The sequence below is a fragment of the Lysinibacillus sp. NPDC086135 genome (assembly GCF_044746345.1).
Lineage (GTDB): Bacteria > Bacillota > Bacilli > Bacillales_A > Planococcaceae > Lysinibacillus.
Genome location: NZ_JBIVCA010000021.1, coordinates 77308 through 98978, shown reverse-complemented (window position 1 = coordinate 98978; position 21671 = coordinate 77308). Strand labels below are relative to the sequence as shown.

18 protein-coding genes, 1 pseudogene and 1 other annotated feature are annotated in these 21671 nt (G+C 32.7%); of the genes and pseudogenes, 13 read left to right on the top strand and 6 right to left on the bottom strand.

The window, feature by feature from the left end:
- Positions 1–244 precede the first annotated feature (244 nt).
- Entirely contained in the window at positions 245–2599 is a 2355-nt protein-coding gene (locus tag ACIPKN_RS22345; protein ID WP_400940320.1) for a M13-type metalloendopeptidase, read from the bottom strand.
- 658 nt (positions 2600–3257) lie between these two features.
- Here ACIPKN_RS22345 and ACIPKN_RS22340 point away from each other — a divergent pair.
- From ACIPKN_RS22340 to ACIPKN_RS22280, 13 genes are all read left to right on the top strand, one after another.
- On the top strand, positions 3258–4697 hold the full coding sequence (locus ACIPKN_RS22340; protein WP_142510918.1) for an MDR family MFS transporter: 1440 nt from the start codon (positions 3258–3260) through the stop codon (positions 4695–4697).
- A gap of 489 nt (positions 4698–5186) precedes the next feature.
- Positions 5187–5428, top strand: a binding site (T-box leader).
- A 58-nt stretch (positions 5429–5486) separates the two neighbouring features.
- On the top strand, positions 5487–5651 hold the full coding sequence (locus tag ACIPKN_RS22335; RefSeq protein ID WP_185903582.1) for a hypothetical protein: 165 nt from the start codon (positions 5487–5489) through the stop codon (positions 5649–5651).
- Positions 5652–5691: 40 nt separating this feature from the next.
- Positions 5692–6006 (top strand): tyrosine--tRNA ligase, encoded by a 315-nt coding sequence (locus ACIPKN_RS22330; RefSeq protein ID WP_142510917.1) that lies wholly within the window; start codon positions 5692–5694, stop codon positions 6004–6006.
- A gap of 565 nt (positions 6007–6571) precedes the next feature.
- The gene (locus ACIPKN_RS22325) at positions 6572–7441 is read left to right on the top strand and encodes a helix-turn-helix domain-containing protein (protein WP_400940315.1); all 870 of its coding nucleotides are present in this window, start codon (positions 6572–6574) and stop codon (positions 7439–7441) included.
- Between the two features lie 264 nt (positions 7442–7705).
- The gene (locus ACIPKN_RS22320) at positions 7706–7843 is read left to right on the top strand and encodes a hypothetical protein (RefSeq protein WP_400940313.1); all 138 of its coding nucleotides are present in this window, start codon (positions 7706–7708) and stop codon (positions 7841–7843) included.
- Between the two features lie 88 nt (positions 7844–7931).
- Positions 7932–8069: a hypothetical protein gene (locus tag ACIPKN_RS22315; RefSeq protein ID WP_185903452.1), complete on the top strand. Its 138-nt coding sequence runs from the start codon at positions 7932–7934 to the stop codon at positions 8067–8069.
- Positions 8070–8173: 104 nt separating this feature from the next.
- Complete coding sequence (locus tag ACIPKN_RS22310; RefSeq protein ID WP_142508722.1) at positions 8174–9391, top strand: diaminopimelate decarboxylase family protein; 1218 nt, start codon at positions 8174–8176, stop codon at positions 9389–9391.
- Positions 9378–10565 (top strand): arginase family protein, encoded by a 1188-nt coding sequence (locus ACIPKN_RS22305; RefSeq protein ID WP_142508721.1) that lies wholly within the window; start codon positions 9378–9380, stop codon positions 10563–10565. The genes ACIPKN_RS22310 and ACIPKN_RS22305 overlap by 14 nt, the downstream gene beginning before the upstream one ends.
- Positions 10562–11704 (top strand): hypothetical protein, encoded by a 1143-nt coding sequence (locus ACIPKN_RS22300; RefSeq protein WP_142508720.1) that lies wholly within the window; start codon positions 10562–10564, stop codon positions 11702–11704. Before ACIPKN_RS22305 ends, ACIPKN_RS22300 begins: the two co-directional genes overlap by 4 nt.
- Positions 11705–11706: 2 nt before the next feature.
- On the top strand, positions 11707–13152 hold the full coding sequence (locus tag ACIPKN_RS22295) for a PLP-dependent aminotransferase family protein (RefSeq protein ID WP_142508719.1): 1446 nt from the start codon (positions 11707–11709) through the stop codon (positions 13150–13152).
- A 42-nt stretch (positions 13153–13194) separates the two neighbouring features.
- On the top strand, positions 13195–14145 hold the full coding sequence (locus tag ACIPKN_RS22290; RefSeq protein WP_142508718.1) for an ABC transporter ATP-binding protein: 951 nt from the start codon (positions 13195–13197) through the stop codon (positions 14143–14145).
- Complete coding sequence (locus ACIPKN_RS22285) at positions 14132–14905, top strand: ABC transporter permease (RefSeq protein WP_142508717.1); 774 nt, start codon at positions 14132–14134, stop codon at positions 14903–14905. The genes ACIPKN_RS22290 and ACIPKN_RS22285 overlap by 14 nt, the downstream gene beginning before the upstream one ends.
- A gap of 16 nt (positions 14906–14921) precedes the next feature.
- Positions 14922–15806: a GNAT family N-acetyltransferase gene (locus tag ACIPKN_RS22280; RefSeq protein WP_142508716.1), complete on the top strand. Its 885-nt coding sequence runs from the start codon at positions 14922–14924 to the stop codon at positions 15804–15806.
- 200 nt (positions 15807–16006) lie between these two features.
- Here the strand turns inward: ACIPKN_RS22280 and ACIPKN_RS22275 are convergent.
- From ACIPKN_RS22275 to ACIPKN_RS22255, 5 genes and pseudogenes are all read right to left on the bottom strand, one after another.
- Positions 16007–17251 (bottom strand): annotated as a pseudogene (locus ACIPKN_RS22275) (IS3 family transposase).
- 204 nt (positions 17252–17455) lie between these two features.
- Positions 17456–18397, bottom strand: coding sequence for an ABC transporter substrate-binding protein (locus tag ACIPKN_RS22270; RefSeq protein ID WP_400940307.1), 942 nt, complete (start codon positions 18395–18397; stop codon positions 17456–17458).
- Between the two features lie 142 nt (positions 18398–18539).
- Positions 18540–19352, bottom strand: coding sequence for an ABC transporter ATP-binding protein (locus ACIPKN_RS22265; protein WP_400940304.1), 813 nt, complete (start codon positions 19350–19352; stop codon positions 18540–18542).
- 15 nt (positions 19353–19367) lie between these two features.
- Positions 19368–20384: a FecCD family ABC transporter permease gene (locus ACIPKN_RS22260; protein WP_400940301.1), complete on the bottom strand. Its 1017-nt coding sequence runs from the start codon at positions 20382–20384 to the stop codon at positions 19368–19370.
- A complete protein-coding gene (locus ACIPKN_RS22255) occupies positions 20381–21436 on the bottom strand; it encodes a FecCD family ABC transporter permease (protein WP_400940299.1) in 1056 nt (351 codons plus the stop codon). The genes ACIPKN_RS22260 and ACIPKN_RS22255 overlap by 4 nt, the downstream gene beginning before the upstream one ends.
- Positions 21437–21671 lie beyond the last annotated feature (235 nt).

The window sequence follows — 21671 nt, the reverse complement described above, 5'->3', positions numbered from 1 at the left end:
ATTTTTATAATTACTATCGTTATCAGAAACGATTAAACGGCTTGAGTCCGTTAGAATTCAGGACTCAAGCCGCTTAATACATTTTTTATTATTTCCACTGTCTACTTGACTGGGTGCAGTTCAAAAATTAGCATTCTTGGGCTTTTTATTTCGGTGTATTTACGCTAAAAAGACTTTCTAGACAGCCTTTGCTTCTATACACTGATGTAAGAGCTATCGGAAATAGCTCTATCTACTCGTATTTTTACCAGATGGAAACTCGATCCTCTGGAGCTACATACATGCCATCTCCAAGCTTAATTCCATAGGTATCATAGAATTGCTGGAAGTTCACAATCGTGCGGTTTACCCGAATTTTAGCGGCTGAATGTACATCGTTTTTGCTCAGATATGCTGCAAATTCTTTTGTAGTTGTGGATTTCCATATTTCTGCATTGCTTTCGAAATATGCTTTATAATCCGGATTACTCATTTTGGATACAGCTTGCAGTGAAGCCGCCATTCCACCTAAATCAGCGACATTCTCACTTAGTGTAAGCTGACCATCATTTAACACACCCGGAATAATCTCAATGTCATTATAGAACTCAATCAGTTCCTGGTTTTTCTCTTCGAATTTCTTAAAGTCCTCTTCTGTCCACCAGTTATTTGCATTGCCATTTTCGTCGTATGCAGATCCGTTGTTATCAAATGCATGGCTGATTTCATGGCCAATGACCATGCCAATGGCACCATAGTTTGCTTCAGGTTTAGCGTTAATATCATAGAAAGGCGCTTGGAGAATACCGGCTGGGAACGTAATTTCGTTATTAAAAGTATTGTAGAAAGCATTTACGGTATATACGCTTGTTAACCATTCCGTTCTATCCACCGGTTTTCCTAGCTTGGCTTTCGTGTTATCAATGTATGCTTTGGTTACTGTGATGGTATTAGAGAACAGCGAACCACCTTCGTCATATGTCTTGATAGCTACTTTATCTAATGTTGTATCCCACTTATCTGGGTAACCGATCTTAACAATCATCGTATGCAACTTTTTAATTGCTTTAGTTTTTGTTGTTTCTGACATCCAATCAAGCGATTTGATTCTTTCCTCATACGTAGCAATTAACTTCTCTACCATTTGCTCAACATCTTTTTTAGCTTCTGGTGAAAAATGTTTCTCGGCAAACATTTGCTCCAAATATCCACCCATTGTGTCAGTTGTCATGGCTACTGCGATTTCCTGATCTGTTTTTTCTCCTGTAACGCCGTATAACGTTGCGGAAAACTCAATAGCAGCATCTCTGAATTCAGTTGACAACAAATTGCCCGTTTCCTTAAGCAGTTGCAATTTGGAGTAAGCTTTAAGCACGTTAAGATTAGTTTCAGTCAAGAGTTCTGCGCCTTTTTGCGCCAGCTTCACATCGGATACGATCACTTTATCAGCACTGTCGACCTTCATCGATTTCATGACTAGTTTCATATCTACTGTTTTGAACATGTCATCGAATTGTTCGATTGTATACGGATTATAGTATTTATTGACGTCGCCTTGTTCATAGGGTTCAAGCGATACGGAAGCTAAGCTTTTCTCCATTTCGTAAATTTTCTCGGCGTGGGCTTTGGCTGCAGACTCTTCCTCACCCGATACTACGAGAAGTTTGGTCATATATTGAATATAGGCTTTTTTCACTTTCTCGTCTTCCGTTTCAAAGTTGCTCTTATCCAAACCAGTAGCTAATCCGGTATAATATAAAGCATTTTCACTACTGTTCTTTGCATCGTTCATAATTGCAAAGCTGAATAATGAGCCTAGACCTAATTCTTTTTCCAGGGTAAGATCTGCTTGAATGAGTTCATCAAGCGTGTTAGCCCCGTCAATTGCCTTTACATATTTTTGAATGGGCTCAATCCCTTGTTTGTTTCTATTTTTTGTATCCAACGCCGTCGAATAGAAGTCGGCAATTTTCTGTTCTTTTGTTCCTTCTTCGAATTGTTTGCCAACGAGCTCATTTATTATTTTTTCTATTTTATCGGTATTTTGCTTTTGCAGCTCAGGAAATCCACCACCCATGATTTCTCCTGTCGGAATTGCCGATTTATTTAACCATTCCTTATTGATTACTTCATAAAAATCGTCATTTAAATGGGAGCCTTTAAGCGTCCACACTCTGGCGATAATTTTTCGGAACTCATTGATCGTAATATTGTCATTTGCACCTAATGTGCCATCAGGTTTGCCCGTCAGTACGCCTGCTTTTGCAAGTTTATCGATATCTTTCTTAGCCCAAGCGGGTACATCGGTGAACTCGACACCAAATGTTCCGCTGCGCAGATCATTTCCGACAGGTTCTGGCAATTCGCCGAATGCCTTACTCAACATGACTAAAGCTTCAACCTTCTTAACAGGCTCATTCTCTTTTAAATCTTCGTTTTTAGAGCCTTGCATAATGTCTTCTTTATTAATTCCTGGTTGATAAGCGTCTGCTGCCATCAACAAGGTTTTAACGATTTCTCCTCTTGTCGCTGGTGGCGACGTTTCATCGGCAAACGCCGATACGCTAACTGATAGGACCATTATTATGGCCATGAGTAAGGATAAAACCTTCTTTTTCATCTTCGTGCTCCTTTAGAGTAGATTTGTATAAAAAAAGATAAATGGGTTTAATTTAGAATTTCTACCATTTGTATATTATTATAGTTGATTTATTTTAGTTTGAAAATATTTAAGATGTTTTCATTTTCAAGAGAGCATTGTCTAGTCTAGCGCTTTTAAGCTAGAGCGGTACCACGAGTAAAGTCACTTTTTAGTTAAAAAAATTCCTTTATGATAGTATCACTTTTGCTAAAGTTAATATGAGGAAATGTGGCGAGTATTTAAGGGTTGGAAGGGAAGCACAAAGTCGATTCCGGGCATAATTGATTTCAAAGCAATATGCGTGCTCGTTTATAATAAGAATGATAGTTTGTCATAACGTTTGATAAAAATCACCTCTTTAGTTATTCTTGGAGGTGATTTTTAATGTATATATATGTTAAAATTGATGTTTATCCTGTGAAAAATTGTACTTGAACTAACGAAGCTGGTTAGTGCAATAAAGGAACTTTATTGATTATCTATATTGTTTATAGATAATCCAAAAATATACTTAGTTATATATTGAATAATTTTAACTTCTTTCGCGCAGATGCTGCCGCTTCGCTTTCACGCAGGCCGATTCCGGACGCCATTATGCCGAGGCGTCATTAATCTGTATAGAAGTAAAGGGGAAAATATGAGAAAAAAAGTTATTTTATCATTAATGTTAATGACATTTCTTTCAGCTGTAGAAGGAACAATTATTAGTACAGCAATCCCCCGTATTACAAGTGATTTGTCAGGTGTCGAACTTGTTAGTTGGGTATATGCAATTTATATGCTAGCCACAGCCGTTTCGACTCCAATATACGGGAAACTGGCTGATTTATTCGGTCGTAAAAAAGTTTTACTGATTGGAGCTACGATATTTTTAGTCGGCTCTGCACTTTGCGGTGTTGTTACATCGATGGAACAGCTTATCGTCTTTCGTGCCCTTCAAGGTCTAGGTGCTGGCGCTATTATGCCAATAACAATGACAATCATGGGTGACTTATATAGCGAAGTGAAAGACCGTGCAAAAGCACAGGGCTGGATTAGTGCTGTTTGGGGCATCTCTGGTGTAATCGGACCATTAGTTGGAGGATTTTTAGTCGATTCTCTTTCTTGGCGCTACATCTTCTTCTTAAACGTTCCATTTGGAATTATCGCTTGCTTAATGATTGTCATTTATTATAAAGAATCTATTAAGCCTGCTAAGCACCATATCGACTATTTTGGTGCAACAGTATTTTCATTAAGTACAATCGCGCTACTATACGCGTTATTAACAGGTAGCAGTAAGCAAAATTGGGGGGACATTACAATTATTGGTCTCTTAATCTTTGCAGCTGTTTCATTCATTATTTTCTTATTTATTGAGAAAAAATCTCCGGAACCATTAATTCCGCTAGCACTTTTCTCTAACCGTACATTATCTATTATAAACATATTAACTCTTATTTCTGGTGCAATGATTATTAGTATTACAATGTATCTTCCGATTTGGAGCCAAGGTGTATTAGGAAAAAATGCGACAGAGGCCGGACTCGTTTTAATGCCACTTCCCGTTATGTGGACATTTGGCACTATTTTTTCTGGTAAATTAATTGATTACTTAAAAACGAAACAAATCATTCTACTTGGAGCTAGCATTCTTTCAGTTGCTGCCTTTTCACTATTTACATTGTCAACAGACTCACCAACATTCCTTATTTATGTTGCAGTTGGATTATTCGGCTTAGGAATGGGGCTTATTATACCAATTTACATGGTAACAATTCAATCAGCTGTTCCAACTCATACGCGGGGAACGGCAATTGGCTTAAATACATTTATCAATACGTTTAGTCAAACATTAGGTGCTGCAGTTTTCGGGGCAATTTTCAACACGATGATTCACGCACAAGGTATTAAAAACCTTAATCTTGTATCTTCCGGTGGACATGGAGGAACTACAGCAACCATAGTAACCGAATCACAAGAGGCATTAGCTTCAGGTGTACATTTCATTTATATGAGTACTTTTATATTAGCGCTAGTAACTTTAGTAATTGTTTGGTTCTTATTAAAGCCATCCACACAAACTAGTGAGCAATAAAAAATAATTACTATAATGTTTAGAAATAATATGATTTCATATAAAAGAAGCGCGAGAAATCAATGTTTCTGATTTCTCGTGCTTTTTTAATACATACGTATCTATTCGTCTTTGACACTTTGTCGATATATGAAAACACTACTTATTATCCCAAGTGCACCAAATAACAAAATCCATTTTTTATTGAAAATAAACCCATACACTAGAATTGCGCTACCAATAATACCACTTGAAAAAGCACTGGATACTATGGATTTGTTTGTTGGTTTAGGAAATTGAATAGAGGGCCCCAGATTTTTATTTCCCCATTTACAAGCCGCATCCACAGCCATGGCTGTGGATGCCTCAGGAAGTGTCCAGCCGGAACGGAAATCAACCCTATGGTTAAAGCTTAAAATAATTTATTGACAATTCAAATAAAGAGGCTATAATAATTATCAAGATTTGCATAACGAAAAATTGTTGTTAACAATAATTTGGAGTATAAGAGTAAAAGTGTTGAAGAGAACTAGTAGTTTTAATGGAACTGACAGAAAGTAGCCGGTTGATGAGAGGCGCAAGGAAAGTTAAAATGAATTCATCTTGGAGCTGCGTACCGAACTTTAGTAGGCTACGACGGGTTTGCATCCGTAATCAATGCAAAGGTATCGCATTTAGCCGTACCTATTGAGAAGAGTTATGTGAGTAGCTCTTAAATTAAGGTGGTAACACGTTCATAACACGTCCTTTAGGTTTATTCCTAAAGGACGTTTTTTTATCTTCATTCAGCAGAAGCGGGTGGTAAGATGAATGCGATGTGATTCCTTTTATAGCGGAACTCAGTCTAAGAACGTCACGTTCTATGGCAATTTATGTGTAGCGAAAGCAAAGCGACAGCTACAAATGTTTTCTGTAGCGAAAGCAAAGCGGCAGCTACAATTACGCCAAGGCGAAATTGATTTTTTACTCTTATAGAACTTGCAATATTAATTCAATATTAAAGGAGTTGTATTGTATGTTTTTAAAACTGGAAGAACAATTAGAGATGATTCAAAAGGGTGTAGGTAAGATCGTTAATGAAGGAGAGGTTTTGCCTGATAACATCCCCACAATGTTAATTGAAATAGGGAAAGAGTCTGTACTTGATATTATTCCATCATTAATTGCTGAAGAATATATTCAAAGTAAAAGTGAGTTTATGCGATTAATGAAACAAAATGGTGTTTCTTTAAATGGAGAAAAACTTACAGAGGAAGACACTGACATCATATTAATGAATGATGAGATTTTACAATTTGGGGAGAAACGATCTATACGATTTATAAAATAAGGGAACTAAGTTGAATTATTCGCCAATCGATAATTAAACAACTATATCATAATCCTTTAGCAAGGTTTAAAAAAGAGACTGGGACAATAAGAAAAAATGTTGAACTGATTGTATTTCTATCTAACATTTTTTTGATTTAGGAAGATTGAAGCGAAAAAGTTATTATCTATTTTCGCTGTTTTTCAAAATATCGATTCAAGGACACTTCTTTCTCATTGGTTATGGTTTGTTCACTTTAATTTATAAGAAGGTGTCCTTTCTTTTTATTAGAATTTACATCTTCAAATACAAAGCCCATGAAACTTTACTGATCGTAAAATTTCATGGGCTCCTTTGTTATTATTTTGTCACAGCCTCATTTTCACCAGATTATATTTCCGTTCCAATGAATTCTAAAATTGCGGATGAATAATTTGAACCAACTATATAAATTACAACTAACAGAGAGAGTGTTTTTGTTATTTTGTTTTTTATCATATATTTCCGCCTTTCTATTTTACTTAAATTATATATAATGATTATAAGGTATTCTTTTTTTTGTAATATATGACAAAGGATTGGTTAAATGGATTTTGGTAGCACTTTTAGAAAATTGAGGTTACATAAAGGGTATAGTCTAGAATTTGTAGCAAAAGGAATCGTTTCGGTTTCATATTTATCAAAATTTGAAAGAAATGAGTCAGAAATTACATTACCTAAGATATTAGAACTACTTAATAGGATAAATGTTAAGTTTAATGAATTTTTGTTTATAAATAATGAATTCAAAAAAAATGATTTAGAATTGCTGATTGAAGATTTGAAAAAGGCTTATTTGCAAGGGAATTTAAAGATTTTAAAAAAATTAATTGATGATGAAAATGCAAATTTTGAAAAAACAGGATTATTAACTTTTAAATTAAATAGTATAATGGCACAAGCCATTTGTAGTGATTTAACCCATGAAAAAGTAGATAAAAAAGATATTGAATTACTTATAGATTACTTATGGGGCGTAGAAGTATGGGGAGAGTATGAAATAATTTTGTATGGGAATACATTACATATTCTGGGTGTAGAATCAGTTATAATGTTATCTTCTGAACTGTTAAAAAAAAGTATACTTTTTAAAAAAATAAAAAGTTATAGAAGGGACATGTATGGTATTTATTTTAATACAATTAGAGTATGTTTAGAAAATTATAAACTTAAAGAGGTTGAATTTTATATAAATAATTTAAAAAATTCAGATATGACGGAGGATTTTATATTAGAAAAATTAATATTAAAATTTTATGATGGAATATTTAAAATGAATTCAGACTATGATGAGGGTTTAAAATTAGTAAAAAGTTGTATAAATATATTAGAAGAAGTTGGGGCTGTAAATTATGCTGTAAATTATAAAGAGTATTTAAATAGCTATAGTGAAAGACTTTTAAAGAGTTCTCTATAAGGATTGCGAGCTATTTTCTCTGAAACTATATTTACATTTACACACTTACAAAATGAATTTAGGTGATTTATACATCTAAATTTATTTTGTAAGTGTTTTTAATTAAATTCACCAGAATAATACTTTTTAAATTCCACTATAGTGTAAGAAAAAAAGATTTTAAAGCTTTTTTATTAAAATCAGTATTATGAAAATAAGTTCAATGTCTACTCAGAGATTCCGTTGAATACGAAAATAATAAACATTAGAAGGAGGTAAGGTCATATGAGTACTGAAAATCAATCTACTGTAGAGAATACTGAAAATCAATTTACTATAGAAAAAACTACAGCAGCAGTTATTAAATTAGATTTAACAATTTTAGGCGGCTCTCGACCAAGAGGCGATCTTCAGCAATTCTAAGGAACTTTTTATTAATACTTTGTATGTTTAAGTAAGAAGTTTCTATTGAAATACAAAAATAATAAACATTAGAAGGAGGTAAGGTCTTATGAGTACTGAAAGTCAATCTACTGTGGAGAATACTGAAAATCAATTTACTATAGAAAAAACTACAGCAGCAGTTATTAAATTAGATTTAACAATTTTAGGCGGCTCTCGACCAAGAGGCGATCTTCAGCAATTTTAAGGAACTTATTATTAATACTTAGTAAGTTTAGTAAAAACTTAATTTTCATTATTCAACGGAATCTCTGAGTAGGTATTTATTGATATGAAAGGGGAACATAATATATGAATAAAAGTATTGGAAAAATCCTTGAACCATTATATTCTCAGCCACCTAAGGAATTATTTGAAATAATAAAAACTATATCAACTCCAGCACTCATATATGATTTTAATGGAATGGGTGATGTAATTGAAAGAATCAAGGAAGATATTAGCGTTGTCCCAAATACTAAACTAAATTTAGCGGTGAAAGCTACACACACTCCAAAGATATTGGAAATCTATGCTGAAAGCGGGCTTGGGTGTGATGTAGCGAGTATAGGGGAATATAAACTAGCAAAAAATGCAGGATTCAAAGAAATTACAACAACTGGTCCAGCTTTTTCTGAAAATGATATGGATTTTTTTTATGAAGAAAATGTAATTATTGATTTAGATTCAATTTCACAAATAGAATTGTATGGCTATCGACATCCAAATACAGACATAGGGTTACGCATACGAATTCCTTTACCTAAAGAACTGGAATCCAACTCCACATATGGTAAGGATAGCCGATTTGGATTAAATATTAGTAATCCTGAATTAAAACCGATATTAAAAAAATACAATCTAAATATAACTAGATTGCATGTACACACAGGGCAAATGACCCCTGATTCATTATTATATAAAGCTAACTACCTTTTAGCTATAGCAGAACAATATGAAAATATTCATACCATCGATTTTGGAGGAGGCTTTTTCCATTTATATATAAATCGGAATAAAACAAAAGAAGTATTTTATAAACTAAGAGATATTGTTAATAATTGGCGCAGAAAAACCGGTCGAGAAATGGAATTTAGATTTGAACCGGGCGGTGCTTTATTGTCTGGATGCGGATATCTAATTACGAAAATAATGGCAAAAGAATATCATGACTTTTTTAATGTAAATTTACTTACTTTGGATTCATCAGCATGGAATTTAGCACCTTGGCATAAGCCACAAGTAATACCAATTGATAGTTTAAATTCAGACTCAGATTTAGTTGAATATAAACTTACAGGTAATACCTTATATGAGGGGGATATTTTTGGAAGAGACACAAATGGAAATACGATGAAATTTCATTTGCCTATAGATATAAAAGTAGGTGAAAAATTAATGATGTGTGCATTTGGAGCGTATACCATTACTAATTCTAGACAATTTAACAAAATACCTTTACCAATAGAATACTTATTGAAAGATGGGAAACTAATTAAAATTGAAGAGGTAAAAAATGAAGGGAACTAAATTTTATAAAGTTAAAGAATCTGTAGTGTTTTTACAAGAGGATAGTAAAGATAAAATTTGGGATTATAAGTCTGGTTGGGAAGTAATATTAAATGAACAAATGTTAAATATAATTTCAATATTCAATATACCGGTTAATAAAGAACGAGCCTTAAAAAAAATACAAGACAATTATAATCTTAATGAAGGTAAAGCAATTGAGATTATAGATTATCTAATAAATGAAGGCATTATTGAATTTTATTACCCTCAAAGGGACTTGTTTGAAAATAATAATGGTATTTTTAATGCTCCATTAGTTTCAATTAAAGAGTGTTTAAGTGGAGATTGGTGTGATGTAGCATTTATTGGTATGCCATATGATTTGAATGTTACTTATCGACCCGGTACTAGATTTGCTCCTAACTATATAAGAAAAGTAAGTAGAGCAGTTTATAATTATAATTCAAGAAACTTAGAAGGTTATTTCGATCCAATTGATGGAACTCAAAAACTTAAAGACATACATTTAGCTGATTGTGGAGATATTAAAGCAATTGTATTTTCGAAAAATGGTTCTCAATTTGATGCTTTAAAAGAAACAATTTATAAACTTAGTTCTAAAAATATTTTTCCAGTTACGATTGGGGGAGATCATTCAATTGCTTATCCATGTATAGAGGGAATATCAAAAGATAAAAAAATTAAAGTAATACAATTTGATGCACATTCAGACTTTGGTCTTGTTAACATGGAAAATTGGAGAGAAAAATTACACCATGGGAATTTCATGGATAAGGTACTAGAAATTGAAAATGTTGTCGAAGTAATTCAAATTGGTGTAAGACAATTGTCCTCTCAAAAGTATGAACATAAAAAAGTGAGGATGTATCCTGACAGGAGTATATTGGATGATATGGAAATATTTATAAAAAATTTAGATACTGAAATTTTATACTATATAACTTTTGATGTTGATGTTATTGATCCATTAATTATGGGAGCAACTGGAACACCTCTTCCTGGTGGATTCGACTATAAAGAGTTGTTATTAATAATCGAAGAAATAGTAAAAAAAGTTAAAGTTATAGGACTAGATATTGTTGAATTATTACCTGGAAAAAGCGAAGTAGAAGGTGTAATGACTTCAAACTTGATTTTAAAAATAATTACTATGGTAATGGAGAAAAAATGAGTATTTATCCAAATATATCTGATTTCCTATTGGATAATGAGCCATCTATTGGTTCCCCAGCCATTATATATGACTATAATTCGATTGTTAGTACAGTATCAAAAATAAGAAATGATATTAAAATAATTCCAAATGTAGAACTATGTTTTGCTATAAAAGCAAATAGAAATAAAATAGTACTAAAATTACTTTCTGATCTTGGGTTAGGTGCTGATGTGGCATCTATTCATGAATTTGAAATAGTGGAGGAAATAGGGATGAACCCTGTTTATTCTACTTCACCTGCATATAACGAAAAATTTTTAGAAAAGTTACTTGAAAGAAATATATTACCTGATTTCAACAGTTTCTCACAATTAAAAAAGTATGTTGAAGAATATAATTTAAATGAAGTCGGAGTACGAGTAAAAGTACCATTAAAAAATATACATCCAGACATAACTTATGGTGAGCAAAGTAGGTTTGGTATAAATATAGATTCCGATGAATTTATTCAATTTATAAATAATAAAAAGCTAAAAATTAAGCAATTACACTTCCATCTTGGAGAATTACAAAACTCTTCTATAATTAAAGAAGCTATGGAGTATATTTATTCTTTATCATATAAATTTCAAGATTTAGAAGTAATCAATATTGGAGGGGGATTAACTTATCTATACTCAGATGAAATAGAAGTAAAAAAAAGTTGGGAAATAGTTAAAGAATATGTATTACAAATAAATAGACAGTTAAACAGAGAAGTAAAAATAGTAGTTGAACCAGGAATGTTAATTTTAGCGATGAGTGGATATTTATACTCAAAGGTTCAATCTTCAGATTTATCTATTAATAAAAGAATAATTACTGTAGATTGTTCAGCTTGGAATTTAACTTATTGGGCATATCCTTATTTAGTACATAGCTATTCAGATTCCATGAATACTACAGAAGAAGAACACGTTATATTTGGGAATACTTGCTACGAGAAAGATGTTTTTATTTCCTCAGTAAGACATAAGCCTCTGAAGATTAACGATGGCTTATTAATGAATCCTGTAGGTGCATATGTTAATAGTATGGCTAGAAATATGCATGGATATCATCTACCAGATGAGTGGATTTTAAAAGATTCAACTTTTATTAAGGCAGGTAATTAATTATGATAATTAATCAAGATTTATTATTAGATAATATTGAGGAATTATTGGAACTTAAAAATTTATTTGCAAATCAGATAAATACTGAAGATTATTATAATTGGATAGAAAAAGTAGAAAAGATTATCCATACAATTAAAAGTAATAATAGCCCTGAATTATTTTTTAATGAAATTAATACTTTAACAATGGAGATAAGGGAAATTTGGATGAGCTATGTTCAAAACATTACTAACAAACATTTGAAGTCGCCACCTTTAAATACAATAAAAAAACTGCCCCAATCCAACAAAATTAGTTTTAGTTATGAAAGAAATATACAGCCAGATTTCCTTGAAGAAAAAATTAGTCTTTATAGAGATGTCCATGCTAATTGGGAATTAAGTAATGTCTTATGTTCAAGTGGTATGGCAGCAATTTCAACAGTTTTACAAAGTTATTTTGCTATGTATAAACCATCGGAAAGTAAAAAGTTAGTTGTTAGTACATGGAGTGAATACTTTGAAACAAGGGTCTTAACAGATTTATATAGAAGTGAAGCAATTGAAATTACAAGTTATAGAAAACAAAATGAATTTTTTAACTGGGTAGAGAGTACAGACGTATTTTTTATAGAGTTAGTCCGATATAACTGGGATTTAGAAGTATTTAATCTTAATAAATTTTTAGAAACCTTATGTAATTCTACACCTAATAGATTAAGGGTATTGATTGTAGATACTACGTTAAGTGGAAATTATCATCAAATAGAAAAAATTCTAAAAAGTTTAGAAAATTATCCTTATATAATAGTTATACAAGTTCATTCTATTCTTAAATTAGATCAGCAAGGCTTAGAACTATCAAATGGGGGAGTTATCAGCGTTTATACGTTAAAAAATAATCTAGACATACCAAATGCTAAGGTCTTTACAAATTATATTAGGCAAGTGAGAACCATTTTGGGAGCAGGATTAACATATCAAGAATTAGCGTTGTTAGATAATCGATTTGTGTTTAACAAAGAATTATATACACGTTATTGCAATCTTATTTATGAGAATAATAAGTTATTAGCGGAAAAAATTCAAGCAGATGGGCTATTCAAAAAAGTTGTGCACCCCTCACTAATTTCTAATTTTGAATGGGCAAAATCACCATTCGTAGTTTTTCATTTAAAAGAGGATAATTTGGATAATCATGGATTTCTTTTAGGGGTTTTAGCCTATGAGGTTAAAAAGAGAAAAATTAATTTTTATCATGGTTCCAGTTTTGGTTTTAGAGACAGCAGATATGAAGTGATTATTCCAAATACTATAGAAAGCAAAGGTCTTTTTAAAATTGCAATGGGGTTAAGAAGGGGCGTAGATCAAATAAAAACAATAGAATTAATGCAAGAGGTTGCTAATTATAGAAATTTTTTAGAGTTAAGAAATGCTTATCCATTTGTTAACCCAATAAAATTTTAATCTTAATAAATATTAGTTCTTCTAATAAAGTGAGGTGTATAAATGATTACTGTTGAAAATATTCAAAAAAGGTATATTTCAAAATCTAATAATGTAAATGTATTGAATGGTATTTCGTTTACAATTCAAAAGGGTGAGATTGTAGGTTTATTAGGTTCGAACGGTGCTGGTAAAACAACATTAATAAAAATATTATGTGGTCTAATTAATCCAGATGAAGGACGTGTGTATGTTAAAAATGAGTTATTTTCAAAAAAAAGTATTAAGTATATTAGCACGGTCTTAGAAGGAAATAGAAATTTATATTGGCGTTTAACTGTAATTGAAAATATTGAATACTTTTTAGGAATTAGAGGTTGCTCAATTAAAAATAAGGGGGAATATATCGATTCCATTTTAAGGAAATTCGATTTATTCGAAAAAAAGTTTGAATTAGTAAAAAATTTATCTCGTGGGATGCAACAAAAAATTGCTATTATTATAGCAATTTTATCTGATTCAGAAATTCTTATTTTAGATGAGCCTACTTTAGGCTTAGATGTTAAATCGAATAAAGATATGATTCAATTTTTAAAACAAATTGTAGAAAATGAAAAAAGGACTATATTAATAAGTTCTCATGATATGGGATTAATTGAACAATTGTGTTCAAGGGTAGTTATTATTAGTAAAGGAAATTTAATTACCGATAATACTATTGATAAATTAAACAGCTTATTTAATACTAAGTCCTTTATTATAACATTAACTAAAAAATTAGAAGAATATCAAAAAGAAAAAATCTTATCCTCTTCTAATATGTTCGGAACTTTAGATTTGGAAGATAAGTCGGAAATAGTAATTAATATAAAAGAAAATAATGAGATTTATTTACTATTAGAAATTCTAAAAGAACTTAATGTAACTATTGAGAAATTTGAACAAAGAGACATAAATTTTGAACAAGTTTTCCTTAATCTTATTGGAGATGAGATCATATATGGAAGTGTTTAATGTATTTAAAGTTAACTTTAAAAGAGAATGGATACATATGAAAAGATATTTACCTAATACTATAAGTGAATTGATTATTTTTTATATTGTTTTTCTTGGTTTCTTTTTAGGTATATCTCTAATAGGTGATCCAGAAAGTCACGATTATAATATCCAAATGGTTATTATGAATTATATTTTTTGGTATTTAGTTCTATCTTTAACACAAGGGATTGGATTAGAAATTTCTGGTGAGGCAGGGAGAGGGACATTAGAACAATTGACAATTACACCCTATAAATTATGGTTTATTTTTATGACGAGAATGGTGAGTGTAGTGATAATAAGTATGGTTTCCATCTCCATATTATTACTTTTAGCTATGCTAACTGCAAAACAGAGATTAAATTTAGATTTATTGTCTATTACCCCAATTCTATTGATTACCTTATTAGGAGTACTAGGAGTAGGATATATGGTATCATCTATTACAATTATTCTCAAAGAATCTGGTCATATAATACAAATATTCCAATTTGTAATAATGGGAATGACATTTATACCCCTAACTACTGTTCCTTTTTTAAAGTTTGCTCCTTTTATGTATGGTTTACAATTAATTCGTGAGATTACAATCAATGATCTGTCTATTTCTTCCTTAAATGTGGGGAATTTTTTATTTTTAATAATTAATTCTACTATTTATTTTACTATTGGGATTTATGTATTTAATAAAGCAGAAAAAGTTGCTAAACAAAAAGCATTGTTAGGACATTATTAATTAAGAGGTGGATTTTATGCAATTCAACCCCGAACCTCCAAGAAGCAATGAGGAATTATCGGAATTTTTAGTTATCTACAACAACAAAATTGAACAATGTACCGGTTATTGCGGCGATAAATCTTTAGAGATTTATAATACCTTGAAAAATGATTTTTCAGACTTAAAAATAGAGGATTGTTTTGCAGTTATCTATGAAAATGAAACTATTATAGCTGCTCTAGGATTTGACGTCGATTCAGAGAAATGCACTGCTGAAGTTTGGGGACCTTTTATTAGAGATGAGTTTATTAATAAAAAGGAAATTATGATAGATAATTTATGGGATTATTTGTTCGGTAAAACCTCTTCATATATTGAAGAGTTTGAATTTTTCATTAGTAGTGAAAATACATTAGCTATATATTTAATAGAAAAGTTACAGTTAAATAAACATGGAACCCACTTAGTTTTGAAGGCATATAAAAATAATATAATTCTCTTAGAACAAAGTAATGATTTTGTGGAATATAGTAGTGAATTTCAAGATGTATTTAGTATGTTGCACCAACAAACGTTTCCTAAAACTTATTATAATTCAAATGAAATGACTCAACGCTTAAATGAGTATAATAAACTGTATATTTTGATTGAAGATAATCATTTAAAGGGATATGTATATTTTGAAGCAAATCCAGAATTCGGAGAAGGAACAATTGAATACATTGCTGTAACTAATGATAATAGAAAAAGAGGGATTGGTACCAACTTATTAAGGTTCGCAATGTCTAAGTTATTTGCTTATAAAAACATTAAGGAGTTAACTCTTTGTGTTCAAGAAAACAATTTAAGGGCCATTAATTTATATTTAGCAGCAGGATTTGTCGTAGAAAAAAAATTATTTCATTATAAAATGAAATAATCCAGCGGGAGACCATGAGGGAAATAGAATCCACTTTTATCTTTATTCAGCAGAAGACACTCTCATCGTTAAGAATTTGAGATGAAATCGAATGAGTCACTTTTTCAATGGGTGACCTAACATCTACTGAATGTGAATGAAGAAAAAGCCTCTGATGGATGTAAAGTGTACCCTTTGTAAAGGACATTTGAAAAATGGCTCTAAGAAACTTGAAGAAGATGATGTCTCGCAGGCGTCATCTTTTTAAGTTCCACTGACCCAGATAATGATTGTAATAGGTCATATAACTTTTGATTTCTCGTATTACATCTTCTAGTGTTTCACATGATTTTAAATCTGTTTCATCTTTAAAATGCTCAAAGAATATTCTTGTAGTGCGTTATCCCAACAATTGCCTCGACGTGACATGGATTGATTTAGTCCCAGTGGATGAATGCATCTTCTGCTAGTTTGATACCATTCTTCTTCAAATTCCTTAGTGTATTCAGGGCGATATTTAGCGTTATTTTATCAGATACTTCATATGTCAAAGTTTCATTGGTTTCTCCATCTTTAATTGTATAAAAGTATGCGCGTTTACCTTTTCCGAAACTCAAATAGGTGATGTCTGTTAAAAATACTTTTCCAGCGATTCCTTGCTTAAATTGGCGGTTTAGCAAGTTCGGTAATGTCCGATGTTCCTTTGTTGCTTTAGCCATTCGTCGATATGGATTGGCTTTTCGAATTGGGCAAACGATTTGAAACTTCTTCATAATACGACCAATACGTTTTAAGTTATAGGTGATTTGATACTGTTGTTCTAGCGTCATTTTAATTTGACGGGCTCCTTTAGGACGTCGCTTTTAAAATGACTTCTTTGACTCTCTCATCTGCTTGATGGCGTGTTTGTCTTTTCAATTTTGCCTCTTGTATAAAGTAGCGATAGTAGCCTGAACGAGAAACACCAAATATCTGGCAAAGATAACGTACCATTCGCTGTAATTTATATTTTTGGATAACAGTGTGAATCAGTTGAAATTTTTGTTCCGCTGTTAATTCTTTCTCAACACTCTTTCTCCTAATTCTATCTTTTTTAGGGGTTCATTTGTGCACGAAGAAGGGCGATTTGTGCTTCTAATCAAGCATGTCCTTTCTTATAGACTTAATTCGCGTTCTAGTGGCCGTCCATAATGATATTTGCGTGTATCTTCAAACCCTGAGATACCTTTTTCTTAAGCTGCTCGCCAACGTTTCAAAGCTGATTTTGCTCGATGAATCCCTACCAGGTCGATATCAAATCCTGCATCATCAAAGATTTCACGCGAACATTTTCCTTTTTCATATTCTGCAATGGCAATTGCTCTAAATTCATCTGTGTAAGTGATTCCTTTTTCACTAACAGCCTTTACATAAGGATGTTTCTTGAGTAATTTTTGTTCTTGATCAGTAAATAGTTTCTTTGACATAAGTTCTGCTCCATTTAGTTGTTATGTTCATTATAAATAAAAGTACCCTGTAAGAGAGACTTTTTTTAGTGTCTATCTTATAGGGTACATTTTAATGTTGCAGATTTTGAAAGGAATGAATTGCGGGAACGATTCAAAATCCAAACACATTTTTTCTGGCGCGAAAGTGCAGCACCAGCAGCAATTACTTCAAGGAAAAATTTATTATTTCCCTAGAACAAATTCAGCAATTTCATCTAAAATCATTTCTTTACCAAGAGGGAAGTAACCTTTATTGACCGCATCATTTTTAATAATAAATACGTGGTTGTTCTTCACAGCATTCATGTTTTTCCAAATTGTCTCTTCTTGGAATTCTTTTAAGCGCTGAGAACCGTCGCCTGTTGTAAATACGAATAGGTAATCTGGATTGTAGTCAATTAAAGCTTCTTTTTGTACTTGTACTAATGCTTCATCCAATGGTGTACCTGAAACTGCTGGTAATTTTAAATCTTTAAAGAGTACGCTACCGTAGCCATAGTCACCGTATATACGGAATGCATTTGGATATGCAGCCATTTTCATGAACTTCGCATCACCAGTTTTAGCAACGATTTTATCGTGTAACTTGCTAGCTTTTTCGTCATACTGTTTGAACCATTCGTCTGTTTCTTTTTCTTTATCGAAGATTTTACCTAACTCCTCGAACTTTGGACGCCATTGATCTAATGGAGTTTTTAACATAACAGTCGGTGCAATTTTAGATAGTTGATCATAGATTTTTTCTTGACGATCATTTATAAGAATTAAATCTGGTTTTGCAGCAGCTACTGCTTCGATGTTAATGTTGTCACCCCAAGCGGAGCCGACTGGTTTTACATCTTTTAATTGATCTGCAATATGTGGATCAATTTCTTCTTGAGACGTATTTGCAGTAATGATTGGTTTCATTCCAAAGATTAATAATTCTTCTGTTGAACCACTAATGTCAGCAATTTTTTTTGGATTAGCAGGGATTTTAATTTCCCCCTTAGCATGCTCTACTGTACGCTCTTCTGTTTTAGCGTCTGTTTTTTCTTCCTCTTTTTTATCAGAAGAGCAAGCTGCAAATAGTATAGATGTAACAACTAATACCATTGTTAGTAACGTTAGTTTAAATTTCTTCATAATTTTGTTCCTCCCGAATAAATTGTTTGTGACCCATTTCATTCTAATGGGTGTTCAACTTCTTAGGCTAAAATGAGAAGCTCAACGCCCATTAGAATGCTCCTTCTCTATCTATTTGAAGAAAGGAGGAGTGTTCCTTCCTTTATGCTTTTATTTGCTCTAGATTATTAATCGTTGTTAAATCGTAAGTTAAACAAATTGGCTTCCTGTTTACAGGGCATGAAACGATTAGTGCTTCAATTTCAAATACATTTCGAAGTGTCTTACTTGTCATCACTTCATCTGGAGTTCCCTGGTGAATCAGTTTACCAGCCTTTAAAGCAATCATATGATCAGAAAAACGAGAAGCATGGTTTAAATCATGAATGACCATAACGATTGTACGGCCTTCTTCTTGATTTAATTTTTTCAATAACGTTAAAATTTCTAGTTGGTGGGCCATATCTAAGTAAGTTGTCGGCTCATCTAATACAAGTAAGTCCGTTCCTTGAGCAAGTGCCATTGCAATCCATACTCGTTGACGTTGGCCACCTGATAAAGCTTCTGCCGAACGGTTTGCAAACTCTGTCATCCCTGTCACTTCAAGTGCCCAATGGATGAAGCGATAATCTTCTTCTTTCAGTGTGCCAAATCCATTTTGGTGTGGAAAGCGACCATATGAAACAAGCTCAAACACAGTAAGACCCATTGGCACTTCTGCTGTCTGCGGTAAAATTGCCATTTTCTTGGCAATTTCTTTTGTTGACTGTTTGTCAATTGCTTTTCCATCAAGATAAACAGTCCCTTGTTTTGCCTTTAAAATACGAGAAGCTGTTTTTAACAATGTAGATTTCCCACATCCATTAGGTCCAATAATCGTTGTTATCTTTCCTTCGGGAATCGCCACTGATAATCCGTCTATTATTAATCCTTCATTATAGCCAACGGATACCGTATCAACTGCTAAAGTTACCATCAAAAAAGACTCCTTTTACTTTGTCCTCATAAGTAAATAAATAAAATAGGGTGCACCAATAATAGAAATAACAAGACCGACTGGTATTTCTGAAGTTGTTAGTACACTTCTTGAAATTAAATCTGCAAATAGTAATAAAAAAGTACCAATTAATGCTGCTGTAGGTAACATAATTTGATGTTTTCCTCCAACAAGGCGCCTTGCGAGGTGAGGTGCCATTAATCCGATAAATCCAATGCCACCAGCAACAGCTACCGATGCGCCAGCCAAACAAACGGCGATAAATAATAATTTACGTCTTTCCTTTTCTACATTTACACCAAGGCCAACCGCTGCTGCATCTCCTAAATTCATTACATTCAATATAGGTGCCTTGCAAAATGCAATTGGTAGAAATATGAGCATCCATGGGAGTGCACTTAATACAAACTTCCAATCTGTTCCCCATAAACTTCCTGCTAACCAAATGGTTGCAAAACGAAAATCATTTGAAGTCATTTTCATGGAGAAGATTAAACTAACAGCACTAAATCCTGCTGCGACTGCAATACCTACAAGAATTAAACGAGTGGATGAAACACCGTTCTTCCAAGCAAGTGTATAAATAATAACCGCTGCTAATAAAGCACCAACTAGCGCAAATAACGGAAGAATGAATACGGATATTAGCGTACCGGTCTCAACTTTCCCGAAGAAAAAATAGACGAAAACAACAACTGTTAATCCAGCACCAGCATTTATACCAATAATTCCAGGGTCAGCAAGTGGATTTCTAGATAAGCCTTGCATGATAGCCCCTGATATCGCTAGCGCTGAGCCAACTAAAATCGCGATAATCATTCGAGGCATACGAAACTCGAATAAAATGACAGATTGATCTTCAGCCCCTAACCCAATTAACGATTTTAATACATCTATTGGTGGTATTTTAAACGTTCCTGTATTTAAGCTAATTAAGAATACCGACACAATTAGGCAAGCTAAAATGGCTAAAACTGAAATATTCTTTTTAGTTAAGATACTTTGCCTCATATTTTCCCTCTCCCTTCATTACGAGCTAAGTAAAGGAAGAATGGAACACCAATTAAAGCTGTAATTGCACCAATTGGCGTTTCAAATGGAGGATTGATAACACGAGATAACATATCTGCACATTCTATTAACAAACCACCTAATACTGCTGAACATGGAATGACCCATCTATAATCAGATCCGACAAGAAAACGCGTCATATGTGGGATAACAAGTCCAACAAATCCAACAGAACCTGCCATAGATACTGCTGAACCCGTTAAAACAAGCACAAGTACAGTGCCAATAAATTTAATTAAGGTTGTATTTTGTCCAAGCCCAATCGCAATTTCTTCGCCGAAACTTAAGATGGTGATGTATCTCGACATTATAATTGCTATAACAAGACAAACAAGCCCTATCGGTAGCAACATATCAATACTTACCCATTTCACACCTGAAACGCCTCCTGCATTCCACATGCTTATCTCTTGGGCAAGATTGAAATAAAGTGCAATACTAGAAGATATGGCCCCAAGCAGTGCACTAATCGCTGCACCAGCTAACGCTAACTTCACAGGTGTGAGCCCTCCGGGTGAGGATGCACCCACACCATATACAATACTTGCGCCAAACGCGGCACCAATGAAAGAAGCAAGAACAAACATTATGTATGGGGAATTAGGGAAAAATGCATACGTAATTGCAATTCCAAATACCGCACCATCTGTAATACCCATTAAAGAAGGTGAGGCAAGAGGGTTTCGTGTCATACCTTGCATAATTGCTCCGGATACTGCTAGAAACGTACCAGCGACTACGCCTCCAATTGCTCTAGGAATACGAAGCTCCCAAATGACATTATGATGTGTAAGTGAATCATCGAATTGAAAAACAGCTTGCCAAACAGTTTTTAAGCTAATATCTGCAGCCCCAAATGAAATGGACATGCTCATACTTAAAGCTAATAAAATCGTACCTACTATTAAAATAATAGAAGCAATAAGCGGTCTGCTCTTAATCTTTTTCATATTCGTTTCTTGTTGTTCTATGCTCCTCGCGCTTGCTTCCATCCGTTACCATCCTAACTAACAACATATATTCGTTGAAATGAGATTCATTCTCAATCATCAATAAAAAAATAATGGTTCACCTTAATTGATAATGATTCTCATAATCACTTGTCCTATTCTACATAGCACCCTAAAAGATTGTCAAACATTATTTTTGAATATATATTAATTTTGTTTATTTTTACATATTTGAATTTGCTATAAGAGCTTACATTAAGCGAATCTCAAGAGGGAA